The organism is Frigoribacterium sp. 9N, assembly GCF_902506305.1.
In the GTDB taxonomy this organism is placed as follows: Bacteria; Actinomycetota; Actinomycetes; order Actinomycetales; family Microbacteriaceae; genus Frigoribacterium.
In genome coordinates this window covers 957620-975264 of the sequence record NZ_LR733392.1, presented here as the reverse complement: position 1 = coordinate 975264, position 17645 = coordinate 957620, and the positions used below count along the sequence as shown (strand labels likewise).

Annotated in this window: 18 protein-coding genes; 9 read left to right on the top strand and 9 right to left on the bottom strand. The window is 72.4% G+C overall.

Annotated features, from left to right (window positions below):
- Nucleotides 1-107 precede the first annotated feature (107 nt).
- Complete coding sequence (locus ARTHRO9V_RS07635; RefSeq protein ID WP_159826485.1) at nucleotides 108-881, bottom strand: alpha/beta fold hydrolase; 774 nt, start codon at nucleotides 879-881, stop codon at nucleotides 108-110.
- A 29-nt stretch (nucleotides 882-910) separates the two neighbouring features.
- Nucleotides 911-2050 (bottom strand): FAD-dependent oxidoreductase, encoded by a 1140-nt coding sequence (locus ARTHRO9V_RS07630; RefSeq protein ID WP_159826483.1) that lies wholly within the window; start codon nucleotides 2048-2050, stop codon nucleotides 911-913.
- A gap of 164 nt (nucleotides 2051-2214) precedes the next feature.
- Here ARTHRO9V_RS07630 and ARTHRO9V_RS07625 point away from each other — a divergent pair, with 164 nt between their 5' ends.
- The 3 genes from ARTHRO9V_RS07625 (at nucleotide 2215) to ARTHRO9V_RS07615 (ending at nucleotide 5384) form a co-directional block, all read left to right on the top strand.
- Nucleotides 2215-3159 carry a septum formation family protein gene (locus tag ARTHRO9V_RS07625; RefSeq protein ID WP_159826481.1) on the top strand — a complete coding sequence of 315 codons (945 nt, stop codon included), beginning with the start codon at nucleotides 2215-2217 and terminating at the stop codon, nucleotides 3157-3159.
- Nucleotides 3160-3258: 99 nt separating this feature from the next.
- On the top strand, nucleotides 3259-4728 hold the full coding sequence (cls, locus tag ARTHRO9V_RS07620; protein ID WP_056045533.1) for a cardiolipin synthase: 1470 nt from the start codon (nucleotides 3259-3261) through the stop codon (nucleotides 4726-4728).
- Between the two features lie 77 nt (nucleotides 4729-4805).
- The gene (locus tag ARTHRO9V_RS07615; protein ID WP_159826479.1) at nucleotides 4806-5384 is read left to right on the top strand and encodes a DinB family protein; all 579 of its coding nucleotides are present in this window, start codon (nucleotides 4806-4808) and stop codon (nucleotides 5382-5384) included.
- A gap of 143 nt (nucleotides 5385-5527) precedes the next feature.
- Here ARTHRO9V_RS07615 and ARTHRO9V_RS07610 read toward each other — a convergent pair whose 3' ends face one another.
- The gene (locus tag ARTHRO9V_RS07610; protein ID WP_123570152.1) at nucleotides 5528-6814 is read right to left on the bottom strand and encodes an Nramp family divalent metal transporter; all 1287 of its coding nucleotides are present in this window, start codon (nucleotides 6812-6814) and stop codon (nucleotides 5528-5530) included.
- Nucleotides 6815-6949: 135 nt separating this feature from the next.
- Here ARTHRO9V_RS07610 and ARTHRO9V_RS07605 point away from each other — a divergent pair, with 135 nt between their 5' ends.
- On the top strand, nucleotides 6950-8335 hold the full coding sequence (locus tag ARTHRO9V_RS07605; RefSeq protein ID WP_056045542.1) for a hypothetical protein: 1386 nt from the start codon (nucleotides 6950-6952) through the stop codon (nucleotides 8333-8335).
- Nucleotides 8336-8343: 8 nt separating this feature from the next.
- Nucleotides 8344-10341, top strand: a complete 1998-nt coding sequence (locus ARTHRO9V_RS07600) for a VWA domain-containing protein (RefSeq protein WP_159826477.1) — start codon at nucleotides 8344-8346, stop codon at nucleotides 10339-10341.
- Here ARTHRO9V_RS07600 and ARTHRO9V_RS07595 read toward each other — a convergent pair.
- The 4 genes from ARTHRO9V_RS07595 to ARTHRO9V_RS07580 all read right to left on the bottom strand — a co-directional run bounded on the left by ARTHRO9V_RS07595 (nucleotide 10310) and on the right by ARTHRO9V_RS07580 (nucleotide 13420).
- Nucleotides 10310-11113, bottom strand: a complete 804-nt coding sequence (locus ARTHRO9V_RS07595) for an SCO1664 family protein (protein ID WP_159826475.1) — start codon at nucleotides 11111-11113, stop codon at nucleotides 10310-10312. The genes ARTHRO9V_RS07600 and ARTHRO9V_RS07595 overlap by 32 nt on opposite strands.
- A complete protein-coding gene (locus tag ARTHRO9V_RS07590; RefSeq protein WP_159826473.1) occupies nucleotides 11113-11664 on the bottom strand; it encodes a DUF3090 domain-containing protein in 552 nt (183 codons plus the stop codon). The genes ARTHRO9V_RS07595 and ARTHRO9V_RS07590 overlap by 1 nt, the downstream gene beginning before the upstream one ends.
- A 33-nt stretch (nucleotides 11665-11697) precedes the next feature.
- Complete coding sequence (locus ARTHRO9V_RS07585; RefSeq protein WP_159826471.1) at nucleotides 11698-12420, bottom strand: histidine phosphatase family protein; 723 nt, start codon at nucleotides 12418-12420, stop codon at nucleotides 11698-11700.
- 142 nt (nucleotides 12421-12562) lie between these two features.
- Nucleotides 12563-13420, bottom strand: coding sequence for an NAD(P)H-binding protein (locus ARTHRO9V_RS07580; protein ID WP_159826469.1), 858 nt, complete (start codon nucleotides 13418-13420; stop codon nucleotides 12563-12565).
- Nucleotides 13421-13511: 91 nt separating this feature from the next.
- On the opposite strand from ARTHRO9V_RS07580, the gene ARTHRO9V_RS07575 reads away from it, so the two are divergent.
- Nucleotides 13512-13880: a helix-turn-helix domain-containing protein gene (locus tag ARTHRO9V_RS07575; RefSeq protein WP_159826467.1), complete on the top strand. Its 369-nt coding sequence runs from the start codon at nucleotides 13512-13514 to the stop codon at nucleotides 13878-13880.
- 16 nt (nucleotides 13881-13896) lie between these two features.
- Here ARTHRO9V_RS07575 and ARTHRO9V_RS07570 read toward each other — a convergent pair whose 3' ends face one another.
- Complete coding sequence (locus ARTHRO9V_RS07570) at nucleotides 13897-14310, bottom strand: hypothetical protein (RefSeq protein WP_123570157.1); 414 nt, start codon at nucleotides 14308-14310, stop codon at nucleotides 13897-13899.
- A gap of 129 nt (nucleotides 14311-14439) precedes the next feature.
- Between ARTHRO9V_RS07570 and ARTHRO9V_RS07565 the strand changes: the two genes are divergently transcribed.
- Nucleotides 14440-15840, top strand: coding sequence for an NAD(P)/FAD-dependent oxidoreductase (locus ARTHRO9V_RS07565; RefSeq protein ID WP_159826465.1), 1401 nt, complete (start codon nucleotides 14440-14442; stop codon nucleotides 15838-15840).
- A gap of 53 nt (nucleotides 15841-15893) precedes the next feature.
- Entirely contained in the window at nucleotides 15894-16505 is a 612-nt protein-coding gene (locus tag ARTHRO9V_RS07560; protein WP_159826463.1) for a histidine phosphatase family protein, read from the top strand.
- Between the two features lie 33 nt (nucleotides 16506-16538).
- On the opposite strand, the gene ARTHRO9V_RS07555 is transcribed toward ARTHRO9V_RS07560, so the two are convergent.
- The gene (locus ARTHRO9V_RS07555) at nucleotides 16539-17207 is read right to left on the bottom strand and encodes a DNA-binding response regulator (RefSeq protein WP_043592622.1); all 669 of its coding nucleotides are present in this window, start codon (nucleotides 17205-17207) and stop codon (nucleotides 16539-16541) included.
- Between the two features lie 119 nt (nucleotides 17208-17326).
- On the opposite strand from ARTHRO9V_RS07555, the gene ARTHRO9V_RS07550 reads away from it, so the two are divergent.
- Nucleotides 17327-17608 carry a GlsB/YeaQ/YmgE family stress response membrane protein gene (locus tag ARTHRO9V_RS07550; RefSeq protein ID WP_123570784.1) on the top strand — a complete coding sequence of 94 codons (282 nt, stop codon included), beginning with the start codon at nucleotides 17327-17329 and terminating at the stop codon, nucleotides 17606-17608.
- The last annotated feature ends 37 nt before the right edge of the window (nucleotides 17609-17645 follow it).

Genomic DNA, 17645 nt, shown 5'->3' with positions numbered 1-17645 from the left:
AACGGCCCCGCGACGGGCGGACTCGCCGGTCCGACCGGCACATTCGTCGTCCGGGGTCCCCTGGCCGACCCCCGGGCGACCCCGGGGCGTCCGCGACGCCCCGGGCGTCAGGAGGCGCGGGTCAGGTGGGCGAGCACCTCGCGGGACACTCCTCGCGAGCCCAGGCCGAGGTGGCCCGACCGGGGGTGCACGGCGAGCGTCGCGTCCGGCAGGCCGGCGACGGTCCGCGCCACCAGGTCGAGGGGGTAGAAACCGTCGGCGCCACCGGCCACGACGAGCGTCGGGGCCGTGACCTCGCCCAGGCGGTCGCCCACGTCGAACGAGTCCTCGGCGTCCAGCGTCACGACCAGGTCGTCGTGTCGGTCGCCGACGACGAAGTGGTGTGCCACCCGTCCGAGGCGCCGCAGGGCGTTCGAGGACGGGACGCCGGTGGTCGTCTGACCGAGCATCGCGGCCGAGGCACCTCTCGCGTCACCGGCCCGGAGGCGCTCGGCCGTGCGCCGCTGGGCCTCGCGCCCGGCCTCCCCCAGCCGGTGGGCGGAGGACACGAGGACCAGTCGACGGACGAGCTCGGGGTGGTCGACGGCCAGTCGGAGCGCGATGCTGCCGCCCGTCGAGGTGCCGACCACGTCGATCGGGCCGTCCGCGATCTCGGCCGCGGCCCGGGCCACGTCGTCGGCGAGGTCCTCCACCGTCGTGCCCTCGGGCAACCCGCGGCGTCGACCGAGCGTCCACAGGTCGAGCCGCCGGACGAGCGGCGCCGTCTCGAGCCGCAGCAGGGTCCGGTCCCAGGTCGAGGGGTGGTGGCGACCCGGGCCGACCCCGGGCAGCAGGATCGTCGGGACGCCGCTCCCCCGGCGCACGAAGGGCAGGCCCGCCACGGTGCCCCTGGTCGTCGCGCTCCGGGGGCTCACGGCCGGCCCAGCCGCCGGAACCGCGCGGGGGCGTCGCCGCCCTCGACGAGGTCGACGAGGATCGACCCCACGAGAGGCGTGAACTTGAAGCCGTGCCCGGAGAACCCCGCCCCCACCACGACGGGGCCGACCCGGTCGAGCACGAAGTCCTCGTCGTCGGTGGTCGTGTACGTGCAGCTGATCGGGTCGGCGGTCTCGGCGTCGACGCCGGGCAACCACTCACGGGCGTACCGCCGCAGTTGCTCGAGCTGCACGGGATCGGGTTCGAAGGACCGGCGGTCGGGGTGCACGACGGGTCCGGCTCCGTGCCAGCCCGCCTTCACGCCCTCGCCCGGGGTCAGCATGCCGTAGACGACGCCCGGCCACCACGACTCGGCGGGCCGGTCGGGGTCGGGACGGTGGTTGACGCTCGGCCACACGGCCTCGGCGTCGGTCACGGCGAAGTGCGCCGGTTGCTCCTGGGTCACGGTGAGGCGAGGGAGGCGGACGAGGCCCCCGACGACGTCCTCGGTCCAGGCGCCCGCCGTCACCACGACCCGCCGGGCGACGATCTCGTCGTCGGCCGTGACGACCCGGACGCGCTCCGGCCCCTCGACGTGCAGGCCCGTGACCGGCGTCGACCAGCGCAGTCGCGCCCCGTGGGCCTCGGCCGCCCGGGCGAGGACCGTCAGGGCCTCGGCGGCCCGGATGCGTCCGCTGCCCGGCACGTGCAGCACCTCGGTCTCGAAGCGGATGCCCCGCCACCGCTCCCCCGCCTCGGCGGCGTCGACCAGCTCGCTGGGGACGCCTGCGTCGACGTGCAGGGCCCGCATCCGACGGAGCATCGCCGGGCGACCGTGGTTGACCACCCCGACGAGGTCGAGCAGCGGGGTGCCGGTCTCGTCGGCCAGCGCGTCCCACCGCCGCCGCGCCTCCTGCACGAGGGCGACGTAGTCGGCGTCGTCGTAGGCGACGTTGAGGTTCCGGGTCGCGCCGTGGGAGGCACCCCGGTGGTGCCCCTGCTCGAAGCGCTCGACGAGCACGACCTCGTGTCCGCGCGACGCGGCCTGCCAGGCCGTCGCGAGGCCCATGGCGCCGCCGCCGACCACGACCAGGTCGACGTCGACGCGGGACGGACTCGGCTGACCGGACGACATCCCCCGAGCATAGGAGGCGCGGTGCGGCCGCGCCCCCGGCTCACGCCCCGTGGCACGCCCGTCCCCTGGCCCGCCGACGGGGGCTGCTGTGGCCGGGCCGCGTGCCGGTAACATCCCTCGACGGCCGCCACGGGGCGCGGCTCGCGCAGCAGCAGGGGGAACTCGTGGACCGACCAGACGACCGGACGACGACCGAGGGGGCCTCGGACGCGACCCCCGTGTCCGTCGTGGCCGAAGGACTCGTGCAGCGGTTCGGACCGCTCGAGATGCGCGTCCTGCCGAGCGACTACCCCGCCGGCGCCGTCGGGGTCCCGGGAGCCGGCCACCCCGAGATGCTGCGCGTCCGGCTCGGCGCCACCGAGTTCGTCGACCTGGGGCACGACGGATCGCACTGGTTCGCGGTGCCCCTGCGCATCGACGCCTCGGGGCCCACGCCCCTCGAGCAGCGGCGCCGGGACCCCCTCGGCGTCGGGGTGGGCGAGGAGACGTCCGTGGTGCTCGACGCGGCCTCGTCCATGGTGCGACGGTGGGCCGCCCTGGTCCCGCCCGCGTCCCGTCTGGGCACGGCCTGGCCCGCACCGCAGGCGTTCGCGTCCGGTGCCGTCGCGGGTGCCCCGGCACCGAGGCGACGGCGGGGCGTGCTCCTCGGCGTGCTGGGTGCGGTGGGCGTCCTCGCCTTCGGCGGGATCTGCTTCGCCCTCTACCAGGCGAACGGGGGCGAGGGAGGCGTGATCGAGACCGGTTCCGAGCTCGTGAGCGAGCTCACCACCGGGGACTGCTTCGACATGACGGAGGGGATCGACGACGAGTACCAGACGTTCGTCGACGTGACCGCCTGCGGCGAGGTGCACCACTTCGAGGTGTTCGCCGAACCGGTCCTGGACGACGAGGCGTTCCCCGGCGACGACGAGGTCGGGCAGCTCGGCGACGACGCGTGCTTCGAGGTCTTCGACGACTACGTCGGGTCCGCCTGGGAGGACTCGGCCCTCGACTACGGCTGGTTCACGCCGACCGAGGACACCTGGGCCACCGGCGACCGCGAGGTCACCTGCTACCTCGCGACCGCACCCGAGGGCGAGTCGGCCAGCCTGGCGGGCAGCGGGCGCTGACCTGCGGGGCGGGCAGCGGGCGCTGACCTGCGGGGCGGGGTCGAACCGGCGAAACGAACGGGGCGGCCCCGTCCCCCGTCGACCTGCGATGATCGGCGGATGACCTGGCGCAAGCTCCTCAAGGCGTTCCCCACCGTGATCCTGGTGGTCGACATCCTCATCAGGATCGTGTCGGTGGCGGTCGTGCCGCGCAACCGGCGACCGAGTTCGGCCATGGCGTGGCTGCTGGCGATCTTCGTCGCCCCCATCCCGGGCAGCGTCCTCTACGGTCTCCTCGGCAGCACCAAGCTGCCGAAGGACCGGCGGGACAAACAGCGCGAGATCAACTCGCTCATTCTCGAGAACACGCAGGGTCTCGACAACCGCGTGCCGACCGACACCCAGCCGCCGTGGTTCGGGACGGTGGTCCAGCTGAACCGCACGCTCGGTGCCATGCCCCTCATCCCGGGCAACACGACGCGGCTGCTGCCGGACTACGCCGGATCGATCGCGGCCATGACCGAGGCCGTCGACGCGGCCGAACGATACGTGCACGTCGAGTTCTACATCTTCACGCGCGACGAGTCGACCTTCCTCTTCTTCGACGCGCTGAAGCGTGCCCACGACCGTGGCGTCAAGGTGCGGGTGCTCTACGACCACTGGGCCACGATCCGCAACCCCCAGGGCCGGGTGACGCGCACCTGGCTCCGCGATTCCGGCATCCGTTTCGAAGAGATGCTGCCGTTCCACCCCACGAAGGGCATGTGGCGCCGACCTGACCTGCGCAACCACCGCAAGATCGTCGTCGTCGACGGCGACGTGGCGTTCACCGGCTCGCAGAACATGACCGACCCCAGCTACAACAAGCGCGGCAACATCCGACGCGGCCTGCAGTGGAAGGACCTCATGGTGCGTCTCGACGGTCCCGCCGCCATCGGCCTCAACGCACTCTTCATCACCGACTGGTACAGCGAGACGGACGAGTTGCCCACGGACGCCGGGGCCGAGCCGCCCGTCGAACGACGCGGGGGCGACGACGCCTACGAGTGCCAGGTCGTGCCGAGCGGACCCGGGTTCGACGGCGAGAACAACCTCCGGTTGTTCAACGCCCTGGTCTACGGCGCGCAGGAACGCCTCATCATCGCGAGCCCCTACTTCGTGCCCGACGAGTCGATGCTCTACGCCATCACCACCGCGGCGGAGCGCGGGGTGGACGTGCAACTCTTCGCCTGCGAGGTCGCCGACCAGTTCCTCGTCTACCACGCGCAGCGCTCGTACTACGAGACGCTGCTGCGGGCGGGGGTGCGGATCTTCCTCTACGAGAAGCCGATCGTCCTGCACTCGAAGCACTTCACGGTGGACGACGACGTGGCGGTGATCGGCTCGAGCAACATGGACATGCGGTCGTTCAGCCTCAACTTCGAGGTGTCGCTCATGGTGCGCGGAGCGGGCTTCGTCGACCAGGTCCGCGAGGTCGAGGCGGACTACCGCGCGAAGTCGCACGAGATCACCCTGGCGAGCTGGCTGACGAGGCCCGCTCCCCTGCAGGTGCTCGACAACGTCGCGCGCCTCACGGCGGCGGTGCAATAGGTCCGCCGTCTCCGGGCGGCCCGGCCAGGGGTGGTCGGCCGGTGGACGGTCGACGCCCTGAGGGGCAGAGTGTCGGCATGGACCAGAAGGAACACCTCAGCCGGTACCTGACCCGTTCGCGCGACGACCTGGTGCGCAAGCTCGACGGACTGTCGGAGTACGACGTCCGTCGCCCGCTGGTGCCGAGCGGCACCAACCTGCTCGGGCTGGTCAAGCACGTCGCCACCGTGCAGCTCGGCTACCTCGGCGACGTCTTCGGGCGACCGAGCGGCATCGAGACGCCGTGGTTGACCGACGAGAGCGAACCCGAGGCCGACCTGTGGGCGACTCCGGACGAGAGCCGCGGCTTCGTCGTCGACCTCCTGCAGCGGTCGAACGCCCACGCCGACGAGACCGTCCGGGCGTTGCCGCTCGACGCGCCCGGTGACGTCTCTTGGTGGGGACCCGACCGCCGTGCCGTCACGCTGCACCAGATCCTCGTGCACCTGACCGTCGAGACCGCCCGGCACGCCGGCCACGCCGACGTCGTCCGCGAGTTGATCGACGGCGGCCTCGGCAACGGCCCCGCCGACCCGAACGTGCCGGACCGCGATGCCGACGGATGGCGACGACACCACGACCGCGTCGAGGCCGCCGCCCGCGCCGCAGGTCACTGAGCGCCCCGCGCCACCGTCCGCCACGGGCCCGCGCGCGCCTGACCCGTGACGTCGGCAATTCCTGCCTCCCGGCGCGAGACCGGCCTGACCGCCCCGCGGGCGGCACGTACCGCCGCAGGGACCAGGAGTTGCCGACGCGCGGGTCAGGCGAACAGCTTGCCGACCTCGGTCGCGAGCTGCTGCGCACCCAGCACGACGAAGAGCACGGCGCAGATCCCCATGAGCGAGTTGCTCACCCACCGGCTGCGCCACTCGGCCGGCGTGCGTGACGAGTTCAGCAGCCAGAGCAGGGTGATCGCGAGGAACGGCATGAAGAGCGCCCCGAGCACCCCGTAGAGCACGATCAAGCCGATCGGCCGGTCCAGGAAGAGGATCGCCATCGGAGGAACCGTGAGCCAGACGACGAAGACCCGGTAGTAGAGGCCGCCGATCCGGCGTCGGGGGTCGTCCGCGTCGAGACCGCGAAGGGTGCCCACGAAATCGGCGAACATGAGGGACACGCCGTTCCACACGCCGAGGATCGACGAGAACGAGGTCGCGAAGAACCCGATCAGGAAGAACCAGGTCATGAAGGTGCCGTAGCGCTCGCCGAGGACGGCCGCGAGCTGGACCAGCCCCCCTTCGCCGTCGGCCAACGCGATGCCGCCGGAGTACAGGAGCTCGGCCCCGACCACGAGCATCGCGAGGACGAAGACGCCGCTCACGACGTAGGCGACGCCGTTGTCGAGTCGCATGACCTTCATCCAGCCCGGACTGTGCCAGCCCTTCTCGCGCAACCAGTAGCCATAGGCGGCGAGCGTGATGGTGCCACCGACCCCGCCGGTGACGCTGAGCGCGACGACCAGCCCGTTCTCGGGGATGGTCGGCACGAGACCGGCCGCGAGTTCGCCGAGGTTCGGCAGGGTGACGATCGCCGAGCCGACCACCGTGACGAACATGAGGCCGACGAAGAAGGCGATGACCTTCTCGAAGAACGAGTACTTGCCGAACCACACCATGACGCCGCCGAGCACGCCGGCGCCGATCGCGAACACCTTGAGGTCGACCCCCGGGAAGAGCGCCTGCAACGGCAGCGCGGTCGAGCTCATCGCGGCGGCCCCGTAGACGAAGCCCCAGACGACGACGTAGACGCCGAAGTACACGCTCGTCCAGCGCCCGAGCGATCGCCACCCCTCGAAGATCGACCGCCCCGTGGCCAGCGACCAGCGCCCGGCACCCTCGACGAGGGCGATCTTGACGACGACGCCCACGACCACGGTCCAGGCGAGGGCGTAGCCGAAGCGGGAGCCCGCGACGAGGGTGGCGACGAGGTCTCCCGCCCCGATGCCGGTGGCCGCGACCACCAGCCCGGGGCCGATGACGCGCCATCTCTTCGTCGAGACGGGGGTCGTGAGGTCGGGTGTCCGGAGGACGTCGTCGTCGGCAGCCATGTCGGCCAGTCAACCGGCTCCGACGAGAGGCGACCACCGTCGCGCGACGGATGTCGTCGAATCGTGACGTCTCGGCAAGCTCGCAGGAGGCGCCCCTCGCCAGGTCCGGGCCGGGAGCGTAGCGTCACCGGGGTGATGCCTCCCTCCGCGAGAACCGTCGGCGAACTCAGGCGCTCGGGGCACGTCCCCAAGCCCCTCCGCACCGAGATCCGAGACAACCTGCTCGACGCCCTGCGCGAGGGACGTGATCCCTGGCCAGGACTCCACGGCTTCCGGTCCACGGTCATCCCGCAGCTGGAACGGGCCTTGATCGCGGGCCACGACATCGTCTTGCTGGGAGAGCGGGGTCAGGGCAAGACCCGCCTGCTCAGGACGCTCGCCGGTCTGCTCGACGAGTGGTCCCCCGTGATCGAGGGGTCCGAGCTGGGCGAGCACCCATTCGAGCCGATCACGAGCGAGAGCCGCCGTCGCGCCGCCGAGCTCGGCGACGACCTGCCCGTCGCCTGGCGGGGACGCGACGAGCGCTACGTCGAGAAGCTGGCGACGCCCGACACGAGCGTCGCCGACCTGATCGGCGACGTCGATCCGATGCGGGTGGCCGAGGGACGCAGCCTCGGCGATCCCGAGACGATCCACTTCGGGCTCATCCCCCGGGGCCACCGCGGCATCGTCGCGGTCAACGAGTTGCCCGACCTCGCCGAGCGCATCCAGGTGGCGATGCTCAACGTGATGGAGGAGCGCGACATCCAGATCCGCGGTTACGTCCTCCGCCTCCCGCTCGACGTGCTCGTCGTGGCCAGCGCCAACCCCGAGGACTACACCAACCGCGGGAGGATCATCACGCCCCTCAAGGACCGCTTCGGTGCCGAGATCCGGACGCACTACCCGGCCGAGCTCGCCGACGAGGTCGCGGTCGTCCGTCAGGAGGCCGACCTCGTCGCCGAGGTGCCGGACCACCTCGTCGAGATCCTGGCGCGCTTCACGCGCGCGCTCCGCGAGTCCCCCTCGGTGGACCAGCGCAGCGGCGTCAGCGCCCGCTTCGCGATCGCCGGAGCCGAGACCATCGCGGCCGCCGCCCTGCACCGCGCGACCCGACAGGGCGAGGACGAGGCCGTGGCACGACCGATCGACCTCGAGACGGCCGTCGACGTGCTCGGCGGCAAGATCGAGTTCGAGTCCGGAGAAGAGGACCGTGCCGAGGAGGTCCTCGAGCACCTGCTGCGGACGTCCACCGCCGAGACCGTCCGTGCCCACTTCCGCGGGCTCGACTTCGACGGGCTCGTCGACGCCCTCGAGTCGGGCGTCATGGTGACCACCGGTGAGCAGGTCACCGCCCGGGAGTTCCTGGCCGGTCTGCCCTCGCTCGGCGAGGACGACCTCTACGACCGCGTCGCCGAACGGCTCGGCGCGACGACCGACGGCGGTCGGGCCGGCGCCGTCGAGTTGGCGCTCGAGGGCCTCTTCCTGGCCCGACGCGTGAGCAAGGAGAGCGGCGACGGTGAAGCGGCCTACGGGTTCTGAGGTGCGACGTGGCTAGGGCGAACCGTCGCCTGCACCGGGCCGCCCGCTACCAAAGGTACGCCGACGGGCCCGACCCGCTCGCGCCTCCTGCCGATCTCTCCGAAGCACTCGACGCCGTCGGACGGGACGTCATGGCGGGCACGAGCGCCGAGGCGGCGCTCCGCGAGTTCCTCCGGCGCGGTGGTCGCGACCAGACCGGTCTCGACGACCTCGCCCGCCGGGTCGCGGAACGTCGGCGGGCCCTGACCCGCGACCACCACCTCGACGGCACGCTCCACGAGGTCCGTGAACTCCTCGACCGGGCCCTGCGGGCCGAGCGCGCCCAGCTCGCCCGGGACGTCGACCTCGACGACGGCGACCGCGCGCTCGCCGAGCTCCAGCTCGACAGCCTTCCGCCGTCCCCGGCCGGCGCCGTCGCCGAGCTGACGGAGTACCGGTGGCAGAGCCGGGAGGCCCAGGACGCCTACGACGAGATCAAGGACCTGCTCGGTCGCGAGATGCTCGACCAGCGCTTCGCGGGGATGAAGACCGCCCTCGAGAACGCCTCGGACGCCGACCGCGAGGCCGTGGCCGAGATGCTGCGCGACCTCGACGACCTGCTCGCCGCCCACGCCCGTGGTGACGACACCCCGGAGCAGTTCGACGACTTCATGGCGAAGCACGGGGCGTCGTTCCCCGAGCAACCGGGCGACGTCGACGCGTTGATCGACGCCCTGGCCGCTCGTGCGGCCGCCGCCCAGCGTCTCCGCAACTCGATGACGGCCGAGCAACGGGCCGAGCTGGACGCCCTGGCCCAGCAGGCCTTCGGCTCCCCCGACCTGATGCAGTCCCTCGAACGGCTCGACGGCACCCTGCGTGCCCTGAGACCGGGGCAGGACTGGAGCGGCTCCGAGGGCATGGACGGCGAACAGGGCCTCGGGCTCGGGGACGGCACGGGGGTCTTCCAGGACCTCGCGGACCTCGACTCGCTCGCGGAACAGCTCGCCCAGCAGTCGCACGGATCGTCGCTCGACGACGTCGACCTCGACGCCCTGCGCCGGCAACTGGGCGAGCAGGCCGCCGTCGACGCCGCGGCCCTGCGGCGGCTCGAGAAGGCCCTCCGCGACTCGGGTGCCCTCCGCCGTCGGGCCGACGGCACGCTGGCCCTGACGCCCCGGGCCATGAGGCAGCTCGGCAAGGACCTGCTGCGCGACGTCGCGGCGAAGATGTCGGGACGAGCGGGGAGGCGCGAGTTGCGGTCCGCGGGAGGCCTCGGCGACCGCTCCGGCGCGAGTCGCGAATGGGCGTTCGGCGACACCGAGCCGTGGGACGTCACCCGGACGATCACGAACGCGATCACGCGGACCGCCGCCGGGGGCGGCCGGACCGACGGCGGGGTGCGGATCGAGATCGGCGACGTCGAGGTGCACGAGACCGACGCCCGGACGCAGGCCTGCGTCGCCCTGCTCGTCGACACGTCGTTCTCGATGGCGATGGAGGACCGCTGGGTGCCGATGAAGCGCACGGCCCTCGCCCTGCACACCCTGATCACGTCGCGCTTCCGCGGCGACGACCTGCAGCTCATCGGGTTCGGCCGGCACGCCGAGGTCATGCCGATCGAGCAGCTCGTCGCCCTCGACGCGAAGTGGGACAAGGGGACGAACCTCCACCACGCCCTTCTGCTGGCGAACCGGCACTTCCGCAAGCACCCGACCGCGCAGCCCGTGCTGCTGATCGTCACCGACGGTGAGCCGACCTCCCACCTCGAGCCCGGCGGCGAGGTTTTCTTCGACTACCCGCCGCACCCCGTGACGATCCTGCGCGCCGTGGAGCAACTCGACGTGGCCCGCCGCCTGGGCGCGCGCACGACGTTCTTCCGGCTCGGCGACGACCCGGGGCTCGCCCGCTTCGTCGACGGGATGGCGCGGCGGGTCGACGGCACGGTGACCGCCCCCGACCTGGACGACCTCGGAGCGGCCGTCGTCGGGTCGTACGTCAGAACACGGGCCACGGAACCGCCGGCATAGGGCCGTGCGGCTCGGGGAAGACGGAGGACGCGAGCAGGCGGGCGCAGCGGTCGTCGAGCGCCTCGAGTTCGTCCGACGTCACGAGCGGCGCGAGGGCCGTCCCCAGGCCACCGGACAGACCGGCCCGGACGCGCTCGACCCCGGCGAGTTCGTCGGTGGTGAGCGGATCGCCGATCCAGCCCCAGAGCACGGTGCGCAGTTTGTGCTCGGCGTGGAAGGTGAGTCCGTGGTCCACGCCGTGCCGTCGTCCGTCGGGCAGGGCGAGCACGTGGGCACCCTTGCGGTCGGCGTTGTTGACCACGACGTCGAACACGGCCATGCGGCGGAGGGCATCGGTGTCCTCGTGGATCAGGGCGACCGGTCCGTCGTCGCCGTCCCCCTCGAGGACGAGACGCCATCCGTCGTCGGGCAGGTCGTGGGCCGGCACGAGGTCCACCGCGTCCTGCTCCGGGTCGACGTCCTGCCAGAGCTGGACCATGCCTTCGCCGAGCGGACCGTCACGGAGCCAGGTGCGCGGCACGACGTCCCAGCCCATGGCCTCGGAGACGAGGTAGGCCGCGACCTCACGATCGGCGAGCCTCCCGTCCGGGAAGTCCCAGAGCGGCCGTTCACCGGCGACGGGCTTGTAGATGACCGACACGTCACCGAGGCGGGCCAGGAAGGACGCATTGGACGCCGTGCGGATGCGACCGGTGAGCTCGAGCTCGACGTCGTCGGACGGAACCGCGTCGGGCACGTCGGCCGGCGCGTCCTCGGTCGACGCCGAGGACATCAGGCCTCGCCGGACAGGATGCAGACGTGGCCCTCGGGGTCGATCGGTTGGCCACAGAAGGGGCAGAGGGGCCGACCGGCCCCGACGATCTCGAGGGTCCGAGCCGCGAACGCCCTCGCCGTGCCGACGGGGATGCGGACGACCAGGACCTCGTCGGGCTCGAGCTCGGCCTCGTCGACGTCGGCGCCGTCCGCCACCTCGACAAGCGGGAACGCCTCGATGACGACCTGGGCGGTGGACGGGTCCCAGCCGAGGCTGAGCGCTCCGGCCCGGAACTCGGGTTCGACGGGTTGGTCGAGCGGCTCGTTGTCGACGAGCTCGACCGGGATGCCGGTGGGCACGCTGACCGGGTTGCCGTCGGCGGCCATCACCTGGTCGAGGATCTCGTCGATCTTCTCGGCGAGTGCGGCCGACTGCATCTTCTCGAGGCCGACGCTCGTGACCCGCGACCCGTCACGGGCCTGGAGGTAGAACGCGCGGGAGCCGGGACGGCCGATGGTCCCGACGACGACCCGATCCGGCCAGTCGAAGGTGTGGACGATGGAGGGCATGCCGCGAGTCTACGAGCGCCCCGCCGCCGACGCTCAGGTCGCGGGAGGCTCGTCGCCGGCGGCGTCGCCGCCCGCCGGACCCGCGCCTCCCCCGACGGCGGCGTCGGCGGCGGGAGCCGCCTGCCGCAGCCACGAGAGGTCGCCCGAGTCCGTGTTCGTCGCGACGACGTCGGGCCGGTTCGGCCCGTAGCGCACGATCGACACCGAGGCCGGGCCGACGCTGATGCGCTGGAACAGGTCGAGGTGCATGCCGTAGGCGTCGGCGAGGATCGACTTGATGATGTCACCGTGACTGACGGCGACCCACACGGCGCCCGGACCGTGTTCGGCCTCGAACGCGGCGTCGTGCCGGCGGACCGCGGCGACCGCCCGGGACTGCATGGTCTGCAGCGACTCGCCGCCCGGGAAGACCGCGGCGGACGGTTGGTTCTGCACGACGGACCAGAGGGCCTCGCCGGCCAGGTCCTTGAGCGGCCGACCCTGCCAGTCGCCGTAGTCGCATTCGGTGATGCCCCGCTCGACGGGCGTCGCCGGCGTCCCGGTCTGACGGTCGAGGATCGCCCGGGACGTCTGACGGCAGCGTTCGAGAGGACTCGACACGACGCCGACGAGCGGCACGACGGCGAGCCGGTCGGCGGTCCGCCGCGCCTGCTCGCGTCCGACGTCGTCGAGCCGGACGCCGGCCGTCCGTCCGGCGAGCACGCCGCTCGCGTTGGCGGTGGTGCGTCCGTGTCGGACGAGGACGAGGGTGGCCATGCGTCGAGCCTAGACACCGGGACCCGCCGTCGACGCCGGACGCCGGCCGCTCGGCGCCGGGGAGGGGCCGACGAGGAGGCGCGGTGCCCGGACGACCGGAACCGCGCCTCCTGCGGGCTGCCGCCCCGGCGTCTCGGCGGAACTACGCGGTGGCGGCGGTGAGGGCCTCGACGAGCGGGGTCGTCGGACGACCGATCAGGCGGGCGAGGTCGCCGCTCGTGTCGGCGAGCAGCCCGTCGCGGATGTTCCCGTCGAGCGCGACGACGAAGCCGACCGTGCCCTCGTCCAGGCCGAAGCCGCGCAGGCGCTCGGCGTGCTGCTCGGGCGTGAGCGACTCGTAGCGGACGGGTCGGCCCGTGACGGTCGTGAGCGCCTCGGCGAACTCGTCGAAGTCCCAGGCGTGGTCGCCGGACAGCTCGAAGGTGCGACCGGCGGTCGACTCGTCGAGGGCCGCGACCGCGGCGGCCTCGGCGTAGTCCCGACGGCTGGCGCTGGCGAGACGGCCGGCCCCCACGCTCGCGGCGACCACGCCGGAGTCGCGGGCGGTGGCGATCTCGCCGACGTAGTTCTCGGTGTACCAGCCGTTGCGCAGCAGCGTCGTGGGCACCCCGGAGGCGGCGAGGTGCTCCTCGGTCGCCTTGTGCTCGGGCGCGAGGATCAGGGGCGAGGTCGAGGCCGCGAGGACGCTCGTGTAGACGATGCGGGCGGCACCGGCGGCCTTCGCGGCGTCGATCACGGCGGCGTGCTGCGGGACCCGCTGGCCCACCGCGTCGCTCGAGATGAGGACGACGACGTCGCCCGCGCCGATGACGGCCGCGATCGTGTCGGGTCGGGTGTAGTCGAGCTCGGCGGTGCGGACGCCGCGCTCGGCGAGGTCGGCCAGCTTCGAGACGTCGCGCGACGTGGCGACGACGCTCTCGGGGGCGGCGCCGCGGGCGAGGAGGGCCTCGACGACGAGGCGGCCGAGCTGGCCGGAGGCGGCGGTGACGATCGTGGACATGGTGTTCCTTTCGGTTGCGTGCCCGGGACAACGACGACGATCCACCGGGACTTCCCATCTGCAGGTACGCACCTTTTCGTAAGCTACTGACGTGGACGTCGGAATAGTGAACCCTGCCCGCCCTGCACCCTCGGGTCGTTTCCCGGCGGAGTGCCCGAGCCGCGTGGTGCTGACCCACGTGACGAGTCGGTGGGGAGTGCTGATCCTGCTGGCGCTCGAACGCGGGCCGATGCGGTGGGGCGAGTTGCGACGCGAGATCGAGGGCGTCAGCGAGAAGATGCTCGCCTCGACCCTGAAGACCCTCGAGGCCGACGGCATCGTCCATCGCGCCGCCCAGCCGACGATCCCGCCGCGGGTCGACTACTCGCTGACCGAGCGCGGCACCGACCTGGCCGCCCGCCTCGTGCCGCTCATGGACTGGATCCTCGACAACGCCGACGAGATCGTCGCGGGCCGGTGAGCGATCGATCGACCGATCAGGACGACGCCCCCGCTGCCAGGTACGTGGACGCGAGGTAGGCCGTCGCGCCCACGATGAAGACGACGAAGATCGGCATCGCGACCAGCAGGAACGTCCTCTCGCGGGGCGGGACGTAGGCACTCGACTTCCGCAGGGTCGACGCGAGCATCCCGACCCCGAGGCCGGGGAAGAGCAACAGCGCGAACGTCGGCAAGGAGTGTTCGACGCCGTGTCGCCGATACGGCGTGGTCGTCCACACCGGGACCTGGGTCCAGACGAAGACGACCAGGCCGAGCGAGACGACGATGCCGACGACGAGGGCCACGCGCATCCACCGGACGAGCACCCGCCCCCGAGCGACGTCGTCGTCCGTGAGCGGCAACGTACGGGGCGTGCCGTCGGGCCGGGTCGTCTTCAGGTCGATGGTCACGTGGTGATGCTAGCGAGTCGGGACGGACCTGTCTGCTCGTCCGCCTCGACTTGCCTGCACGGGCGTCCGCCCATCCGCAGCTGGTTGAGTTCGACCTGACGACCGACTCGACGAAGGGGCAGGCAGCACATGGGCATCTCGGAGAAGGACTACGACGTCGCCGTCATCGGCGCCGGTCCGGCGGGCACCGCGGCGGCCCTGCGTGCAGCCGAACTCGGGGCCCGCGTCGTCGTCCTGGAGGCAGGGCGCGAGGGAGGCACCTGCGTGAACACCGGATGCGTGCCCACCAGGGTGCTGGCGAAGACGGCCCGGCTGATCCGCGAGACCCGGCACGCGGACGTCTACGGCGTCGGCGTCGCTCCGCCGACCATCGACTGGGCGACGACCGTCGCGCGCGTCCGGGAGCGCGTCGACGCGGTGCGGTCGATCAAGCGGGAGCCCGAGCGGTTCGAGGCCGCGGGCGTCGAGCTGGTCCACGAGGGCAGGGCCCGGTTCGTCGACGACTCGACCCTCGTCCTCGACAGCGGGCGCACGATCTCGGCGGCGTCGATCCTGATCTGCGTCGGCGGCCACTCGCGCCGACTGCCGATCCCGGGCGGCGAGTTGGCGACGGTGCCCGAGCACGTCCTCGACCTGCCGTCCCTCCCCCACCGGGTGGCCGTGATCGGCGCGGGCAACACGGGCGCGCAACTCGTGACGGTGTTCGACGCGTTCGGCAGCGACGTGACGCTCCTCGACGTCGCCCCGCGGGTGCTGATGACGTCGGACGCGTCGATCTCGGAGGCGGTCTCCGTCGCGTTCACCGAGCAGGGCATCGACGTGCGCACCGGGATCGACGGCGTCGAGAGCCTCGCCCGAGCCGACGACGGCTCGATCACCCTGACCTGGCGGCAGAAAAACGCGAGCGTCCGGGCCGACTTCGACGTGGTCGTCATGGCCACGGGGTGGCCGGCGGACGTCGCGGACCTCGGCCTGGAGAACGCCGGGATCGAGGTGGAGCGCTCGTCCGTCCCCGTCGACCGGTACTTCCGGACCGTCGTCCCGCACGTCTTAGCCGTGGGCGACGCCAACGGCCGCGACATGCTCGTCCAGGCCGCCCAGTTCGAGGGGGAGGCCGCCGCCGAGAACGCCGTCCTCGGCGCCAACCGCCGCACGCCGCACCACCTCCTGCCCGCCGGTGGGTTCACCGACCCGGACTACGCCGGCGTCGGCCTCACCGAGGACGAGGCCCGCGAAGCGGACGAGTCGTGCGTGGTCGTCACGATCCCGTACTCGACCGTGGACCGGGCCGTGATCGACGACCGCGAGACGGGGTTCCTCAAGCTGATCGCCGACCGCCGTCGTGAGCTCGTGCTCGGTGCCCATGCCGTCGGTGAGAACGCCGTCGAGGTGGTCCAGGCGGTCACCACCGCCATGGCCGGCGGTGTCGACGTCGCCACCCTGGCGGAGGTGCGCTTCGCCTACCCCACCTACAGCGCGGTGATCGGGATGGCGGCCCGGGCCGTGCTGGCGGATCGCACCGCGCGCTAGGAGTCGGCGGGCGCCGTGACACGATGGACGCTCTACCCCGACCGAAAGCCACGATGCGCCTCCTCCTGATCCGCCACGGCGAGACCGCCGACAACGTCGCCCGCACCATCGGCTCGCGCCCCCCGGGCCCGCCGCTGTCCCCGCTCGGCCGCGAACAGGCCGCCGACCTCGGGACGGCTCTGGCGGGCGAAGCGATCGTCGCCGTGCACTCCTCGCGCCTGCGCCGGGCCGGTGAGACCGCCGCGATCGTCGCCGAGGGTCTCGGCCTCCCCCACCACGAGGTCGATGGTGCCCACGAGATCGACGCCGGCGACCTGGAGGGTCTGCCCTACGCCGAGGCCCTGCCCCGGTACGCCGGCACCATGCAGCAGTGGTGGACCGACCCGGAGGCGCGCATCCCCGGTGGCGAGAGCGGCACCGAGTTCACGGCCCGGTTCCGCGGAGCGGTCGATCGGGTCGTGGCGTCGACACCGGGCGACTCGACCGCGGTGCTCGTCTCGCACGAAGCCGCCATCTGCGTCTGGGCGGCCGACACCGCCCGCAACCTCGACGCCGCGTTCAGTCGCACCCACGGACTCCGCAACACGGGGTCGGTCGTCCTCGAGGGCTCGACCGAGGCCGGCTGGGTCGCCCTCTCGTGGGACGGCGAACCCCTGGCGCACTGACGCGCGCGTCCGTCGACGGCGCAGCAGCGCCTCCTAGGGGCCGCCGAGCCAGTGGTCGATCCGATGGTGGTCCGGCCGGAAGCCGTTCTGGACGCCCCACAGCACCGCCTGCGTCCGACTGGTCGCGCCGATCCGCCGGTAGACCGACCGGATGTACGACTTGACCGTGTTCGGACTCAGGTAGGTCAGTGCCGCGACCTCGGCGTTGCTCTTCCCCTGGGTGATGAGGGCCAGGATCTCGGACTCGCGGTCGGTGATGCCCTCGCGGCGGCCGGGCCAGTCGAGGCCCGGTGCACTCGGCGCCCGCCCCCGCACCTCGCTGACGACGCGCTCGCCCCGGTGGACCGCCTCGAGCGCCTCGACCAGCTCGCGGGCACCGAGGGTCTTCGACAGGTACCCGTGCACGCCCTGCGCCAGAGCCGACTCGACGAGCTCGGGGTGGAAGTTCCAGGTGTAGACGACGACCTTGCCGGCCGCCGGGTTGGCGACCAGCTCGGCGAGCTCGTGATGGTCGGACTCCGGCTGGGCGAACGAGTCGTAGAGAACGACGTCGACCCGGTCGGACAGGGACGTCGTGGCGTCGATCTCGGCGACGACGACCCGGTCGCGGTAGCGGTCGAACATGTGGGCGAGACCGGCGAGCACGACGTCGTAGTCGTCGACGAGTGCGACGGTGATCGACCGGGTCGGAGCGAGGGGCATGAGGACACCATCCCACCCCGAGGGGTGTGCCGCCACACCTCCAGGGGTGGTCTGCTGGGTCCTGCGACACCACGGCACCGACGGTGCCGGTCGCCCATCTCTCCCGGAAGGAGAACACCATGATCGGTCTCATCATCAGCTTGCTCGTCGTCGGCCTCATCGCAGGGTTCATCGCCCGCGCGGTCGTCCCGGGTCGCCAGAGCCTCTCGATCGCCATGACGATCCTGCTGGGCATCATCGGTTCGTTCGTCGGAGGGTTCCTCGGCTTCCTGCTGTTCCAGCACGACCCCACGGACGGGTTCTTCCAGCCCGCCGGCATCATCGGCTCGATCATCGGCGCGATCGTCGTGCTGGTCGTCTGGGTCGCCGTCTCGGGTCGCCGCGGCGCCGCTCGCCGCTGAACCCGGTCCCGGTCGGGGCGGCCGCGGACGGCCGCCC